The following is a 15,969-nucleotide window of genomic DNA, read 5'->3' on the forward strand; positions in this document are numbered from 1 at the left end:
TACTTTAAAGATTTTTGTGGCGGAATTTTATTTAAGAATTAAATTAACTGCGAGCTACAGCAAGAAGTAACTCACAGTTAAAATCAATAATTAGAAATTATATTTGATAGTGTAGACAACCCCATCCTGCCAGAATCCTTCACCTAATTTATTATCGGCATACCGATATTGAATACCCGTTGTGAAGGATTGGTGAGGTGTCCACCACAATGCTACTGCACCATTAATGCCGTCCCGACCACCATTGCCATAGCGTTCATTCCGGTTGAACTCCATTTCATTCCAGTTAGTTACACTGAATTTCTCTTGCCAGAGCTGAAAATCATAACCGGCTACCCAGCCGACAACGTAGCCGTTATTTCCGGAGTAGAAAGTTTGATCAACATAATGCAATGCAACGAATGGTTTTAACCAGACGCCAGCAAGCTCAGTATTGTAGCCAACACCATAAAGGGTATTTACCTCATGGAAATTTCCGCCATGTGCTTTACCGGGTAGGGAGTAAGTACCGTAAACATGGCCGTAGAGATTAAAACCAGTGTCAGCCAGATAGAAGCGCCCGGTTGTTTTAAAGGTATATCTTTGGTTATCGCCAGGTTGAGCATGCTTACTGTTGAAAGCATTTTCCAGGTCAAAAAAACCGTATAATTCACCCCAGTCAAACCCAGTTCCACCTTCCAATTCCAGGTAGGCAAAGTCGTCTTTATGAGTAGTTTGCCCTGACTTATGTGTAGTATGGCTAGTCCAGTCAAGATAGTTCATGCTGACATTGGCAAAGCCCCATTGATATTCAGCATAAGCTGGGACTGAGACAGTCGTAAACAAAGCAGTAGCTAGAATAGTGTTTCTCATAAATTTCTCTAACGCATCCATGAAAAGAATTTTTTGTTTTTAAAGCTAATTTATATAAGCCTTAAAATGATAGTCTGATTCTATGCGGATATGAATCTTCAATAATTAAATAGTTGCTCAAAAATAGCACTTTTCGACAAAATACTAGCTGAAATGTGATCATTGTCACTTAAATGTTTAAGGGAATATAAAAGGTTGACAATAGTCAACCTTTTAATAAATTAATTTAATATTTATATCTTTAAGCCGGTTTGTTCTTTATTAATGCGAGATAATCTAGAAAACAACCTAAGACAATGCCTGCGATACCAATCTGGACTCCCCATAATAGTAAGTGTTCGGCCAGATCAGGTGCACTAGTCCAGGTAAGAGCGTTGGTGATTATGGTAATTAACCAAAATGTAAGAAGGATGCTTGCTAATGACAATAATCCAAGAGCCAGTCGATAGAAATTTTTGAACTTAGTGCGTGGTATAAAATCATTAGTGTACTGGGTATAATCTAGAGTCTGACGGCAGATCAGTAGCAGTAATAACCCTGGGACAGAAACGGCTATGGAAAATAAGTAGAAGTTTGACCAGCCATATAATTCAACGAGCCAACCAGCAATTGGGCCGACGTATACCCGCCCAACAGCTGATAAGGCAGATAATAGCGCAAACTGTGTGGCGGAGAACGATTTGTTACATAAAGCCATAAGCAGAGCAACAAATGCAGCGGTCCCCATTCCATAACAGAGGTTTTCCAAAAAGATGGTGCTGCTCATGGTATAGATATTTTTGTCAGTAATAGATAACAGCCAGTATCCGATGTTGGAGATAGCTTGAAGAATGCCAAATATCATTAGTGAGCGGAATAAACTCCATCGTTGCATTAAATAACCGCCATATAATGTCCCAACGATGGTTGCGGCTAATCCCAGTGTTTTGTTGGCCATGCCGACTTCACCAGCATCAAAACCAATACCACGGATAAGAAACGTGGTACTTAGGCTGGCAGCAAAGGCATCTCCTAGCTTATATATGATAATCAACAACAGTATCAGCCATGCATTATTACGACTGAAAAAATCGGCTAATGGTTCTATTGCAGCTTGTTGGAGTGTTTTAGGGGGAAGAATGTCAACTTCAGGTTCTTTAGCTCTTAAAGTCGCATAGACGCCAATTAGCATCAATCCTGCCATCAACCAGTATATATGTTGCCAGCCAATATAGCGGTCTGCGATCCATAATGCTAATCCACCCGAAACTAACATTGCTAATCGATAACCCAGTACTGAAACTGCGGCACCTACCCCCCGTTCTTCGCTGTGCAGTAAATCTGCTTTATAAGCATCAAAGACGATATCTTGTGATGCGGAACAGAAAGCAACAGTTACCGCTAGTACGGCTAACCACCATAGATGTTGAGACGGTTGGAGAAAGCCCATTGCAGCGATACTGGCTATGAGTAATAACTGTGTTACAAGCAACCAGCCACGGCGACGTCCAAGAAAAGAGGGGGTAAACCGGTCCATAAAAGGGGACCAGAAAAATTTGAAAACATATGCTTGGCCAACAAGGGAAAAGAAACCTATTGTTTTAAGATCGACGTCTTCAACGGTCATCCATGCTTGCAAGGTGCTGGCAGTGAGTGCGAGAGGTAAACCAGAAGCAAAACCGAGTAAAAGTAAGATACGTGAATTATGTTGAGTAAAAACGGTGAGATAACGATAAGACATGGGCCTCCCAAACTCTACCCCTGAGGGGCAGAGTAAGCAATTAATCCTTAATTAGTGGGCATTTTGTTTGATGAAGTTGCTGACAGATGAGTCTTGGGCCATATCTGCTATAACTTCAGATAGTACAGTATTTACCGCATCAGCAATTTTTTCATTTGTTGCCCCTAAAGGGCCTTGGACATTGTAGCTGGTGCGATAGTTCTTAACTTGTTTGCTTCCATTTTGTGCAGCACTGATGATAGAAATATCGGCTTTTGTTGAAATATTATGGCGCAGGCTGCCTTCCTTAACATCTGCATACAGATTGTTCACAATAATTTGCAGATCGGCATTGGCTGGAGAGCCAATCATATAACCACGGGCGGCCATCTGTTTTTCCAGGATTTCCTGGAGCAGAAAACGTAGATCGCGGGATGGTTTCAGTACTTCCAGCTTGGCATTGCGGTTAACTTGAGCAAGTGTTTGAGACTGGCGATTGTCGGCACCGCTGATACTGATGGTGATAGCACTCATAGTTGGGTCTGCTGTTGGCAGGGTAATTTTAGGATCAATGGTCAGAGTATTGCTGGGAGCAGCGCAACTTGTAAGGAGAAAAAGAGTAATAAGCGGCAAAAAGATTCTTTTCAACATGTTGATTTTCTCATCAGTGATAAGGATGTCCAGTAATACTTATCAATAGTATAAACTGTTGCAATAATAACACCGCCTTTGATCGCGGCATATCCCCGATGGGGTAAACATATATAAAAACCTGATAATATGGGATTCGATTAAAGGTATTTTAATGTGCTGATGCTATAACTCATGAAGAATAGACTAAAATCATTAATATAGTTGATAACATGACTGCTGTGTGGTTAAGGAGAGTAATATGGTGTATCAGGATATAGAAGAGAAATTACAGACGGCATTTAACCCTTCATATTTAGAGGTTATTGATGAAAGTTATCGTCACAATGTACCCGTAGGTTCTGAAAGCCATTTTAAGGTTGTGATTATTAGTGATAAATTTGTTGGTGAACGCATGTTAAACCGTCATCGTTCCGTTTACGGAATATTGTCGGCAGAACTGGCCGCAGGTGTTCATGCTTTGGCGTTGCATACCTATACAGAAAAAGAGTGGAATGAATTACAGGATACCGTTTTAGCTTCACCAGCATGTCGGGGTGGTAATAATCAATAATATTATAGTTCGGCTTTTGTCAGCAATTCTCGACTCACACCGTCTGCATCGCTATAATGTCGCGTCTAATTTTTAGAATGGTTTCGGGACGCTTCTGACATCAGGGATTCTCGGTTTTTAAATGCGACCGCCCCGGTTCTTAGAGAGTGTTGTGATTGGTACACAGAACGTGTGCCAGCCGCATGGTCTCTGGAGTTGACCGAGCACTATGATTTTTTTGAGGTAAAAAGATGCAAGTTTCTGTTGAAACCACTCAAGGCCTTGGGCGTCGTGTGACAATCACCGTTCCTGCTGCCGATATCGAAAAAGCAGTTAGTAGTGAGTTAGTCAATGTAGCAAAAAAAGTTCGTATTGATGGTTTCCGTAAAGGCAAAGTGCCTATGAACATCATTAAACAACGTTATGGTGCTTCTGTTATCCAGGATGTTCTGGGTGATCTGATGCAACGTAATTTTATTAATGCAATCATCGAACAAAAGATCAATCCAGCTGGTGCTCCAAGCTATGCACCGGAGCAGTTCAAAGATGGTGAAGACTTCACTTTTTCTGTTGAGTTCGAAGTTTATCCAGAAGTTGAGCTGAAAGATCTGGAAAACATTGAAGTTGAAAAACCTGTTGTTGAAGTAAAAGACGAAGATGTTGACACAATGCTGGAAACTTTGCGTAAGCAGCAGGCTGAATGGAAAGAAACCGAAGAAGCTGCTAGTGCAGAAGATCGTGTTACCGTTGATTTCAATGGTTCTATTGATGATGAAGAGTTTGAAGGTGGTAAAGCTTCTGACTTTGTTCTGGCTATGGGCCAGGGCCGTATGATCCCAGGTTTTGAAGAGGGCATTGTTGGTCATAAAACGGGTGAAGAATTTACCATTGATGTGAACTTCCCAGAAGATTACCATGCTGAAAATCTGAAAGGTAAAGCGGCTAAGTTTGTTATCACTTTGAAAAAAGTGGAACAGCGTGAATTGCCAGAGTTGACTGAAGAATTCATCAAACGTTTCGGTATCGCTGATGGTACAGTTGACGGCCTGCGTGCAGAAGTACGTAAAAATATGGAACGTGAACTGAAAAATGCAGTTCGTAACCGTATTAAATCTCAGGTTATCGATGGCTTGGTTAAGGCTAATGAAATTGAAGTTCCTGCGGCAGTTGTTGATGGTGAAATTGATGTTCTGCGTCGTCAATCTGCTCAGCGTTTTGGTGGCAATGAAAAACAAGCTCTGGAATTGCCTCGTGAGCTGTTTGAAGAACAAGCTAAACGTCGTGTTGCTGTTGGCCTGTTGTTAGGCGAAGTTATCAGTAGCAATGAGCTGAAAGCTGACGAAGAGCGTGTTAAAGGACTGATTGAGGAAATGGCTTCTGCTTATGAAGATCCTCAGGAAGTGATCGAATTCTATGGTAAAAACCAAGAATTGATGGGCAATGTTCGCAATATTGCTCTGGAAGAACAAGCTGTTGAAATTCTTCTGGGTAAAGCAAAAGTTTCTGAAAAAGAAACTACTTTCAACGAGTTAATGAATCAGAATCAAATGGCATAAGTTTTGGCTTTGCCGTGAGATAATGAGTTTATCATCTTAGTGAAATGAACCCGCAGATTTATCTGCGGGTCAGATTGCAGGCAAGCCCTGCTAAAATTATGAAAATTTTGTATGGCTTTTATTCCCAATAAATTATGTCAACGAAAGAAGTTTAAGAGCTGATAAATATATTTCTTGCAATGAAAGATTATTCACATTCTCTTTATCGTATAGTGTTATGCATAGTTCATCTGAAATAAGAGGTCCCCAATTTTGAGGTTTTGTTACACCGTAAAGAGCAACTATTTTTTTATTAAGAGCTGCTGCCAAATGACAAATGCCACCATCACCAACGATAACAAGATCAACACTATTTATTAGTGATAGAAAAGATTTAAGATTTTCGCTTTCTATAATCTGTGATTTTCCCTCTATCATGGTTAATAGTTCATTAGCTTTTTCTCTATCCTTGTGGAGTGTTGAGATCAAAAAATATGCATCAGGAAAATTTTTTATAATTTCGTTCGCTATTGATGCCATTCTTTCATTTGTAATTTGACTTCTTGTCCTATTATTAGATACAGAAAATAAAATTTTAGGAAACTTACTGTTTGAGAAACCACTAAAATCTTTCATAACGATCTTTGGAGATAAATCAAATGGTATTGATTCTATTTTTGGATCAAAAATCTTTAATAATTTTAGTGATTGATGGAATCCATCAATTCTTCTGAAATCCGTTGGGACATTAATTAATTTCTCATGCCATTTTTTATGGCCTGTTACAGCATAACGTTTTCTTGCATTTACAACCCATAAGAATAAATTATTTAGTTTCATAGGCGAGGTCTTTGCAGAAATCGCCATATCAAATTTTTCTTTTCTCTGTTTTAATGCTGTAGTTAAAAGAGAGGTATATTTATTTCCTTTTGGTATAGTGTGTATTATGACATCAGGACAAAGATATTTAGTCAATTCTTCATTATTGAATTCAATGAATAAATGTATTTCAGATGATGGGTGTTTTAATTTTAGGTAATTTATTAAAGGCTGCGTACATATTAAGTCTCCCAGACCATTCCTTCTCAAAATAGCAATTTTCACCGATTTCTCCTATCTTTATCTGAATAATTGTCTCAAGTTCTGCGCAAAAAATCTGTACAGAGCACACAACATCTTACACATGTTCAATATATCATTTTTAAGTTTATCACAAATAGTTCTAGAGTCTCATGAGGCGTAAGCCACCATACAGCCCAAATTTAAACCCGATAGAGCGATTATGGAAGGTCATGAATGAACATGTTCGAAATAACCGTATTTCGCTAATAAACATGAATTTCGAGACAACGTATTCAAATTTTTCACCACAACACTACCTGATATAGCGGACTCGCTGATGTCTAGAATTAACGACCATTTTCAGGTGATAAAAACTGCATCTTGAAGTTTCTTGGGTATATATGCCCTGATTTTTATCTCTAATAACCTATAGCAATCACGTAAGGTTTTATTTGTGAACCGTAATGATCACCATTTGGAATGACGGTCACACCATTTTTATCAAAATCGTAAATTTGAAAAAACATATCTCCATATGTTCGACTATTTATTCTAGCGGTAACCGATAGAGATAATGTTTTATTTGGGAATGGTATTGGAAATTTAATATATTGCCTTTCTTCTTCTCCTCCTACCCAAATACCATCAGACCATTGATAGATTAATCCCGTTCCTTCATCCTTCCACCATCCTTTTTCGGATAATTGAGCTGTTGTACCACCTGATTTACTCCATTTACCCGCTTGGCAAGCTAAAATAGCTCCTTCTTTATCTCGACTGATTAAACCCTTTGGAGAACACTGCATTCCAACAATTGCAACTTTTTCTAATAACAGATATTCTTCGGTAGTAAGACGTTCTTTTGCTTTAATTTGTCCACCTGAATAAATCCCCTTATTGTTGACGCTACGTATCCAATCTTTATCTGACATATAAAAGCCACCTTCATGGGTGCTGTTCATCCAGCCTTTATTGTTTTGTGTCACAAGCCAACCACTGTTACTTTTAATATCACCTTCTGATATCACATTTTTCGAAAATTGCCCCGTTTTTGCATTAACTTTATCAGCATTGTCCAAATTATTACCATTCATATCAATAGACGTATACATACGATTTAGCTCAGGTCTATTGTTAACATTAAAACGATAAAGGCGGTCGCTTTCCTGTAATGCTGTACCTAACACTTCCGATGAAAGTGCTATTGCAATATGTCCCTTTTTACAATCAATACCAAAATCTTTGGGCTGACTGCTCCAGCCATTATAAGCACCTGTCGCAATATTTTTTTCATCAATATATCCGCCTAACCCTGAAATTTGCGTTGATATCGCCCTTAAGCCTTTGTAGGTAATCTCTGAACCATTGACGCTGCATGTCAAAGCCTGAAGTTTGTTCTTAAGTTTACTGTTTTTAACTACGCCGGTTACATAGCCTTGACCAAAACTGTTTTTCTCCGAAAATCCTTTTTGAAGATAGCCTTCTTTTATCAGTAAGGAGGAAGTGATGCGAAATGGTAAGGGTTTAGTCAAGATTGTATCCGTGTTGTCAGCTATATATTGCTTAGCTGCTTCATTAAACGTGCTGGCGTGTGTAGCTGCTACACTCCATTCTTTTTCATTAAGATATTCACTGTACTTTTCAGCAGCATAAATTGCCCCTAACGAGATGATAGCCAAAGCGGCTAATACTTCCAGCGAGACAAAACCACGATGTGGCATCAATGTAGTAAGAGACTTTTTGTTCACGTTCTCAACCTCGGGTAATCCACGGCAACCACGTTGCCGCGACTCCACATAAGAATGGTGCAAATGGTGCAGTTCGATAAGTTGCTTGTTTCTGCCACCGCAATGGATCACGTATTTTTTTAATCAGCAGAAATAGCGTTCCTATCACCGCAGCGATCCCAATAATCCAAAATAAAAACAGTATAGAAAACCACATTCCTAATCCTGCTATTAGGTATACATCGCCAAGACCGAATAACTCCTGTTCTGCCCATTGGTTATAAGCCGCTCGTACATACCACAGCACGCCAAACAATATCAGGGAGGTGAATGTAGTGAAGAATAATGTGTCTGGATGTATTAAGGAACGATAAACGGTTCCTATCAGCCAGAATGTCACCGTAAAACACTGAGGCAAACAGCGACTGGCACTATCCAAAAAAATAAACAGTGACAGGAATCCGCTACAGATAATGAAGAATAAAAGATGAATTAAAGATATCTCATTCCAGGCCATCATCACGGAAAACAGAGTAAACATTGGAATGACATACTTCACAAAAGGCCAGACCGATGAAAGTGGAGATTCGTTATACATGGATAAAAAGCGTCTTGCTACATATGCAGCTAGCAGTTGCCACTGAATTGACAGAATGCCAGCCAGCACCATATAACCGAATGTTGTCTGCCAGTGATTCATCGCTTTTCTCCCTGCAATGCTGGTAAGTACAAGGCATATATCTTTCTGGCATAATTCATTCGCTTGCTATCATTATCTTTTTTAAATCCTGCGTTGTATGAACCAAGGCATGTCCAGTTAATGCCACATTTCTGTAGATGTTTTGCTAAAATCCAAGCGCCTATTTGTATATTCAGACACGAATTATCTAACAGATCATCTTTAGACTGAATTACTCCCAGAAGTTTTAATTCTGGAATATGCATAGAATTGATTTGCATCAGGCCATAATCGATACTAAGAACCTTGCCCTTTTTATTACGATTGATATTCATTTCTTGTGTGTTAAGGCCGCTTTCCTGTGTTGCGATCGCTTTCAGTAATAAGGGATCAATTCGGTATTTTGCCCCTGCTTCATTAAAACAGAAGGCATGAGTACGAAAACAAAAAATAATAGCTGCAATCAACAATAATGCTTTTATTTTCATCTTTCCCGCCTAAAAAATAGAAAAGGGGAACTTCCCCTTTTCTGTCGGAAAAAGGGTGAATTTTATAATTCAATTAACTGTTTGATTTAAAGATAAGCGTGTTTATGCCAACTGAGCCATTGTCAGCTTTACATTGGGTACCTGCTTTTTCGGCGCTAATAGCACCAATATTATTGGTTCCTGAGATATTCATTTCATGGATCATGGCACTACCACTCAGTTTAGTTACTATCATAGTGCAAGCTTCCTGAGGCACATTCTTATAGGTGATAGAAAACCCTTTATTGTTGGTTGAGCCTTGAACTTTTTCTGGTGAAACGATGACATCACCTCCCCAGCCATTGGCAATTTTGGCATTTCCTGAAGACTTATCCCCATTAATGGTCATGTTGCCGGGTGCTCCACCAAACTGAACCAGTGTCCCTGTCATTTTGGCCGCACTTGTAAATGGATATTCACCTTGTGTTTTCAGCATTCCTCGTGATTGTGTGACCAGCATCTGCACATTAGATATCTCGTCATTGATTGTATTTTTGTTGAACATTCCAGATACAGCCCCTACAGACAGCACAATCGCAACCGCGATAATGGCTAGTACGCCCATCATTTCTAGACTCAGGAATCCCCGGTGCAGAGACATATTTCTCTGTTGTTCAGCTGCTTTTTCTGCATCAATCATCATTATGTGATCCTTTATGTTTACACTCATTGTTTACCCCATTTGATTAACTAGATTGTTCAAATCCTTCGTTGCCAGTAACAGCAGCAACATGTACGAAAACACCAGCAAGAAGCACAGTGCCATTAAATACGCAGCCTTCTTCTTGACCTGTTTAATGGTTTGCTCCAGCCAGCGATCAGCATAATGTTCCAGAATATTTTCGGTGCCACTTTCCTCCGTTAATAACATCATTTGGTTAACACAATCCTTTGATGGAAAGTGGTAACCGGTACTCTTTAAAGCCAGTCCCAGATGTTGGCCCTGATTCATGTAATGCACGGTTTCGTTGATTCGAGTTTCTAGCCAAGGGCTGGCGGTTTCGCCCAACATTTTCACGGCATTTAATACCTGGATATTGACCCGCAATAATGCAGCAATGTTGAGCAAGAAATAGACACCCTGAACAGTTCGGTAAACAGACCAAGGTGGCAGGAGATCGGCAATTTTCCGATGCTGCCAATGTCCCAATGACCAATAAATCAGTCCTGAAAGCAGTAACAGAATGGAAATAATGACTATGCCATGATGAACAAAAAATTCCGAAATATTGGTCAGTTGTTTGAGTGGTCCTTGCCACTTCTCTCGCGGAACTAATTTCGCTAACTGAGGAATAAATTTGTCACACACCAGATTCATCATCAGTACAACAAGGAAAAGCAAAAACGCGGGATACACTACCGCGCCTGTTAACGCTGACGTCATTTCACTTTTCCCTTGTACAATGCGGCTGGCACGACGCAAAGCATCGGCAATATTACCTGCCAACACCCCAGAACCTATTAAGGTAGCTTCCTGAACCGGAATCCAGTCCATCAGCATGGTTTCCAGCGCGTCCTGACCTTTATCCAACGCTTGAATGCAGTCCGTCAGTAGCACGGCAATTGGATGCTTTTTCTTGCCAAAATCCGTTGCTACATTACGCATATCGACCAATGCCTGCCGTAGCGATTTATTGTTATCCAGCAGGAACGCCAGCATGTCGTAAAAGGCAATCCGATCTTTGGCTGAAAAAGTTTTACGGTATATCCAGCGAACAACCGCAGACACCTGAACATCTACGGATAACGCATGTTCTCGCTGTCGCTTAAACACTAGTCCTCCTTCAACAGCGTGTAGCTGTCTTCATCAAGCGGGCAGATAGCATCAGCAGCCAAGGGATCAACCTCTCCGGTATTGATATAATGTAGAACATGCTGATTACGAGTAATTCCTCCTAATGAACGATGCCAATAGGTTTTAGCCGCTGTCGGCCCATCAGTTCGGTACAGTTTGTAAAACTGGGCATCTGGAGAAATTACCTCAGCCACAACAACGCGCCCAATAATGCCTTTGTAGCAGTATTCACAACCGTCACCATGACGCATAAACACCTTTTCAGGTTGGCAGTAGCGTTCTATCAACGCCCGCTCATCGGGGGTCAATTGGGAGGCAACTGATGCATAGGAACGCTTACAGTGCGGACAGATGCGTTGAACCAGACGTTGACTGATTAATCCCATCAATAGTTGAGGGTCGGCGATCAACCGGCCTGGTACACCTTCGGTTTCCAGACGCTCAATAATGTTGATAGGGTTATTAGCATGCAGAGTGGTCATCATCAAGTGCCCAGTCATTGCAGCTTTAATCGCCGCCATCGCCGAGTCATAGTCGCGAATTTCACCGTTCAGAATGGCATCCGGATCAGAGCGTAAGGCATAGGCAATGGAGAGTAACCAGGCGCGACTGACTTCTTGTACATTCTTTTTATCCGCAATTATTGGTGTTTGAATGGCTCCAGGTATACGACCTTCTGGGGGATCTTCAATGGTCAGTAACCGTTTCACTGGTAACCGGTTGGTGTATCCGTTCATCGATAAATAGGCAGCGGATACCGTGCGTAATGTGGTGGATTTCCCTGAACCAGTGGGACCTGACAGGATAATAATTCCTTCCGGCCGACACAGAAGCCTCTTAATGGTACTTATTTGCTGCGGTAGAAATCCCAGCAATTCAAAACTCGGCACTTGAGCACCATCATCTTTAATCAGGCGCATAACGGCATATAACCCGCCGACAGCTGGCATATGTGCGTAACGAGCGCCAAATATTCCTAGCGGTTTCACAAATGCTTCAGCAATCCGACCATCTTGATGCTGGTTTGGGTAGAACTGTTTTTCAGTCACATCACACATCGACAACACGATGGTTGACGCTAGCTCCCAACCTTCCTCTTTATCAATACAATCTAGCACCAGCAATTCACCATGTACCCGTGCTTCGATATAGCAAAAATCGCTGTTATCGCGTCCTATAGTAAAATGCAAATCTGATGATCCAAGCTTAATTGCCTCTCGAAAGTAGCGCAGAACCTTGCTTTGAGTCGATGAAAGTTGTGTCCTATTATTTTGCTGAGCATCATTCAGTTGTACTACTTCATCTAACGAAACAGCTCTACAACGAGTTCGACCAGGGTTAGCTTTCTGTACACGACTAACATAGTTTTGTATCAAGAAATCCCCGCTACGATTTTCTGCGTAGCAAATATCCAGTATGTCATCCTCCTTTGGTGTGACGCAGATATAGCGGGCAATCTCCTGCGGTGGTGATTCAATGACAAAATTTGTCATACCATTCCTCTTTTAATTAAATGGTAAAGAGCGTTCATTTGAGCCGTTGGATACTCGGACTTCGAGTGCCGTGATCGCTTTAATTTTGTACGCTGTACCTGGAATAAATTGCCCTGTTGTGGCTTCAACCCAGCTGCCATCAGGCAATCCTAAGCGGGCAATTAACCGGTTACCTGTTCCGTAGATTTCTTGAATATGAGGTAACTGCTGCATTCTGGGCATGACCGATGAATGCATTTCACTGTCAGTAACAGAGGACATTGTTGTTGTTATATTTTCGCTGACATTTTCAGCAAGTTCTTTTTGCGCCCGTGCTCGTGCTGCTTGCGCTTCTAGGATCACCGTTTCAGCCTGAATTTGTTCCAGCTGATGTAAGGTATAGTTTGTCATCACTGGCGGTTTGGCCTTTTGGGGCATTTCTATTTCGTTATCTGTTGTTGATGCTTTGGCAGGTAGACATGTACTTGAGATTAGAACAACAATAAGGGATAAGTAATTACGGTTTTGCATAGAGTTTTCCTTCAATTTTGTAGTTCAGTCGTCCCTGACTTAACACCAGAGTGATTTGGTTGAGTCGGATACCGATATCATCTATCCCTGCAAACAATTGAGTTGGTGGGATAGTTGTATCGAGTGACAAACTAAATGTCCGCCAAGGCAATACCGATTCCTCTCCTGAGGGAGTCACAATGCGGTTATCCTCTTCCTGAAGAGTGAGAGGTAGTCGCATTTGTTGGGTGAATGTCGTTAATCGCTGGATTTGTACCTCTCCCTTTGGCAATTCGCGTTTATCAGCTGGTGTTTCAAATGAGATGGACTGGTTAAAACCACCAATATCGCCACTCCCCGGTAAATTGAAATAAGGATGCTCAGTAAACGTTTGTTTTACTCGATGGGCAAAATCGCCGACATTGCCTCCATCAGGCAAGGTATAGGCAAAACGGATGGAACCCTCCTGAGAACACTGTGCTTCCTTGAAGATCCAGCCAGCCAGCGATATAGGAGCGGCCTGCCAACGTGCAGCACAGGTATTCACAAAATTTTTCAATCGCGGTTGGGTAATCCATGGAGGAATAATGACAGAACTCGCCGATATATTTTCCTGCTGCTGAGCCAATATCGCCTGACGGACAGCTTCCTGTCGAATCGCTTCTTGGTGGTCACTATAAAGCGTCCAACCGCAGTAACTGACCAGAACCGCAATTCCGAATGTCACCATGCCAAATAGCGTTTTTTTCATGGATGCTGAGTAAAAGCGGCTAGAAGCAGGAAATCGACTCCCATTTAGGAATGCATCAAGATTAAATGGCTGGCTACCGTCAATGTGCCAATCTGTCGGTGCAAAACATTGCCACCCGTCTTTAGGTTCGTGGTTAAATTGCGTAAAGGTTTCTCGTGCTTGTTCGATATGGAGGCGGTTGCCTACTACATCGTTTATCAATACACCATCAATACTGCTGACAAAGGCAAATTTGTCCGTCTCTAATGGCACAATGGTATAGCCACTCTTAATCTGTTGAGAGGCTATCAACAAACCCAATGAGTAGAGTCCCTTTATTTTTCTAGGTAATGTCAGTGTTGATCGACGGACTAGGCCGGCTACAAACTGGGCTTGGCCTTCACTATCACGGTAACGATAAGTCACTACGTGATCGGCACCCAGCCGTCGAGCCAATCCCTTGATATTTCTGCGATCACGCGATGAAACGGGTTCCCAGGTAACACCAGCAAGAAATGCAATATGCCCTCGAATGACAGGCGTGGCTGTCATAGTGTTGTTGTGCTGTTGCATTATACTTCCTGTAAAATCACTGGCGTAATCAGGATCACTAACATTGTGTCTGCATCTTCATTCTGTTGACCACCGCCTAAGCCAAAGAACCAAGGCTGCCCAACTCCCTCTTTTCCCGCTTTTCGGTTAGTCTGCTGGAATCCAGAAAGTACAATGGTTTGCCCTGATTTCATGTTGACGCGTTGATTGACGGTCTTCAATTTAGTATTCAACAGTTCTACCGAACTTCCTCCACTAGTAAATGTCCTGCGAGTTGGTGGATCAGAAAGACTGATTGAAAATTGCAGTTGTAGGTTATTCGCATCCGGCATGATGTATGGCAGCAATGTCATGTTGAATCCGGTTGTAATTGTGGCTGGTTGGATAGAAGTCGATGTTCCGACATTGGCGGTAGACTCGGTAGTCACTTGCGCTACATAATCTTCTTGCTCAGCAACTTGTAGCGGCAGTGATGTCATATTGGTCGTTGCACTAGACTGTTGAGTGACTACACTGACCTTAGCTTGCTCAGAAAGTGCTTTGATAAAGCCTTTTGAACCAGCTAACTTACCATCAACAATAGACAATCCTCCGGTCATGGCGTTTTCAGCTGCTCCGGAAAATCCACTGGTTAACGTCATTCCAACACTGCCGCTGCTAAATATGGCATTCCAGTCAATACCAATTTGATCTTTATTATGTTTTTCAATGCTCAAGACTTCCACATTCAGTACGACTTGACGGTTCAATTCTTTATTACGTTCTGCCACAAATTGTCCTACAACATCCAAAACTTGTGGTGCATCAGTGACCGTCAAATGCCCAGACGAAAGGAACATTCGTCCAACGTTTGGAGTCAACATGGTTTTAATTGAATTCTGCAAATCAGCATACAGAGAAGATTTAATTTCCATTGTGGTCGTTTGTGAGGTATTAGCATCACCTGTAATGGCATTTCCGCTTTGACCACCACTGTTTCCCGCTGTTGATGTCGTACCACTGACGACTTTTGAATTGAATTCTGCTTTAGAATCCATAAACGCAATATTGAAAGATCGCGTTTCCAGGTAGTAGAGATAAATTCGTCCCTTTTCGTAACGCCATGACATCCCTAACCGGCTGGTCACGCTATCAAGCAGCCCTGACAGTGAACCGCTCCAATACAGCCCATTCAGCGTACCAGAAGGATTAGCAGATGAATTTCCCATGGTAGCTAGAGGCACCATACCGTTCGCATCAGGCGATGGGATATTGTTTGTCAGTTGTTGGGTTTTTCCTCCAGTACTGCCTAATACCATTGAAACATCAGGGGTTACCGTCACCGGGATTCGACAAACACCAGCGATGCGTTGAGAGATTTCGTTGAGGGTGATGTTACCTTGCCGATTTAGTGTAATGGTGCAATCAGGTACGGACTTTTGAGTTTGACGTTTTTCAATAATCGGAACAGGGTTAATCCACTGGCTTCTTGCTTCTCCAACCATCGGCCCTGTTGATTTCAGTCGGTTCATTTGCTCTTGTGCTCGGGCGTAATCGTTATCAGCATGTTGCATATTGTTATTGATACGCTCGATACTGGCACAGCCGGATAGAACTAACGCCGCCAATATTGGCGTTAGAACAAATATTTTATTACACATGCTTTT

Annotated in this window: 15 protein-coding genes and 1 pseudogene; 3 read left to right on the top strand and 13 right to left on the bottom strand. The window is 41.6% G+C overall.

Features of this window, described 5'->3' with window-relative positions:
• Positions 1-90 precede the first annotated feature (90 nt).
• The 3 genes from AM629_RS05485 to AM629_RS05495 form a co-directional block, all read right to left on the bottom strand.
• On the bottom strand, positions 91-852 hold the full coding sequence (locus AM629_RS05485; protein WP_054476874.1) for a nucleoside-specific channel-forming Tsx family protein: 762 nt from the start codon (positions 850-852) through the stop codon (positions 91-93).
• Positions 853-1,093: 241 nt separating this feature from the next.
• Positions 1,094-2,572: a muropeptide MFS transporter AmpG gene (gene ampG, locus AM629_RS05490; RefSeq protein WP_054476876.1), complete on the bottom strand. Its 1,479-nt coding sequence runs from the start codon at positions 2,570-2,572 to the stop codon at positions 1,094-1,096.
• 51 nt (positions 2,573-2,623) lie between these two features.
• On the bottom strand, positions 2,624-3,202 hold the full coding sequence (locus AM629_RS05495; protein ID WP_054476878.1) for a lipoprotein: 579 nt from the start codon (positions 3,200-3,202) through the stop codon (positions 2,624-2,626).
• A 241-nt stretch (positions 3,203-3,443) separates the two neighbouring features.
• Between AM629_RS05495 and bolA the strand changes: the two genes are divergently transcribed.
• A complete protein-coding gene (gene bolA / locus AM629_RS05500; RefSeq protein WP_054476881.1) occupies positions 3,444-3,755 on the top strand; it encodes a transcriptional regulator BolA in 312 nt (103 codons plus the stop codon).
• Between the two features lie 230 nt (positions 3,756-3,985).
• Positions 3,986-5,290 (top strand): trigger factor, encoded by a 1,305-nt coding sequence (gene tig, locus AM629_RS05505; protein ID WP_054476883.1) that lies wholly within the window; start codon positions 3,986-3,988, stop codon positions 5,288-5,290.
• 132 nt (positions 5,291-5,422) lie between these two features.
• Here the strand turns inward: tig and AM629_RS05510 are convergent, their stop codons facing one another.
• Positions 5,423-6,373, bottom strand: a complete 951-nt coding sequence (locus tag AM629_RS05510; protein ID WP_054476885.1) for a glycosyltransferase family 9 protein — start codon at positions 6,371-6,373, stop codon at positions 5,423-5,425.
• A 140-nt stretch (positions 6,374-6,513) separates the two neighbouring features.
• Between AM629_RS05510 and AM629_RS21910 the strand changes: the two are divergent.
• Positions 6,514-6,716: pseudogene (locus AM629_RS21910) on the top strand (transposase); the annotation flags it as partial.
• A 34-nt stretch (positions 6,717-6,750) separates the two neighbouring features.
• On the opposite strand, the gene pilV reads toward AM629_RS21910, so the two are convergent.
• From pilV to pilN, 9 genes are all read right to left on the bottom strand, one after another.
• Positions 6,751-8,079 (bottom strand): shufflon system plasmid conjugative transfer pilus tip adhesin PilV, encoded by a 1,329-nt coding sequence (gene pilV / locus AM629_RS05515; protein WP_149616017.1) that lies wholly within the window; start codon positions 8,077-8,079, stop codon positions 6,751-6,753.
• A gap of 4 nt (positions 8,080-8,083) precedes the next feature.
• On the bottom strand, positions 8,084-8,758 hold the full coding sequence (locus tag AM629_RS05520; RefSeq protein WP_054476888.1) for a prepilin peptidase: 675 nt from the start codon (positions 8,756-8,758) through the stop codon (positions 8,084-8,086).
• Entirely contained in the window at positions 8,755-9,225 is a 471-nt protein-coding gene (locus tag AM629_RS05525; protein ID WP_054476890.1) for a lytic transglycosylase domain-containing protein, read from the bottom strand. Before AM629_RS05525 ends, AM629_RS05520 begins: the two co-directional genes overlap by 4 nt.
• A 73-nt stretch (positions 9,226-9,298) precedes the next feature.
• A complete protein-coding gene (locus AM629_RS05530; RefSeq protein ID WP_235525404.1) occupies positions 9,299-9,907 on the bottom strand; it encodes a type 4 pilus major pilin in 609 nt (202 codons plus the stop codon).
• A gap of 30 nt (positions 9,908-9,937) precedes the next feature.
• On the bottom strand, positions 9,938-11,038 hold the full coding sequence (locus AM629_RS05535) for a type II secretion system F family protein (RefSeq protein ID WP_054476892.1): 1,101 nt from the start codon (positions 11,036-11,038) through the stop codon (positions 9,938-9,940).
• The gene (locus AM629_RS05540; protein ID WP_054476894.1) at positions 11,038-12,552 is read right to left on the bottom strand and encodes a GspE/PulE family protein; all 1,515 of its coding nucleotides are present in this window, start codon (positions 12,550-12,552) and stop codon (positions 11,038-11,040) included. The genes AM629_RS05535 and AM629_RS05540 overlap by 1 nt, the downstream gene beginning before the upstream one ends.
• 12 nt (positions 12,553-12,564) lie before the next feature.
• A complete protein-coding gene (gene pilP, locus AM629_RS05545) occupies positions 12,565-13,062 on the bottom strand; it encodes a type IV pilus biogenesis protein PilP (RefSeq protein ID WP_054476896.1) in 498 nt (165 codons plus the stop codon).
• Positions 13,049-14,344 (bottom strand): type 4b pilus protein PilO2, encoded by a 1,296-nt coding sequence (pilO2, locus tag AM629_RS05550; protein WP_054476899.1) that lies wholly within the window; start codon positions 14,342-14,344, stop codon positions 13,049-13,051. The genes pilP and pilO2 overlap by 14 nt, the downstream gene beginning before the upstream one ends.
• Positions 14,344-15,963: a PilN family type IVB pilus formation outer membrane protein gene (gene pilN / locus AM629_RS05555; RefSeq protein WP_054476900.1), complete on the bottom strand. Its 1,620-nt coding sequence runs from the start codon at positions 15,961-15,963 to the stop codon at positions 14,344-14,346. The genes pilO2 and pilN overlap by 1 nt, the downstream gene beginning before the upstream one ends.
• Between the last annotated feature and the right edge of the window lie 6 nt (positions 15,964-15,969).

Origin of the sequence: Photorhabdus heterorhabditis, from assembly GCF_001280945.1 — a bacterium.
Lineage (GTDB): Bacteria > Pseudomonadota > Gammaproteobacteria > Enterobacterales > Enterobacteriaceae > Photorhabdus > Photorhabdus heterorhabditis.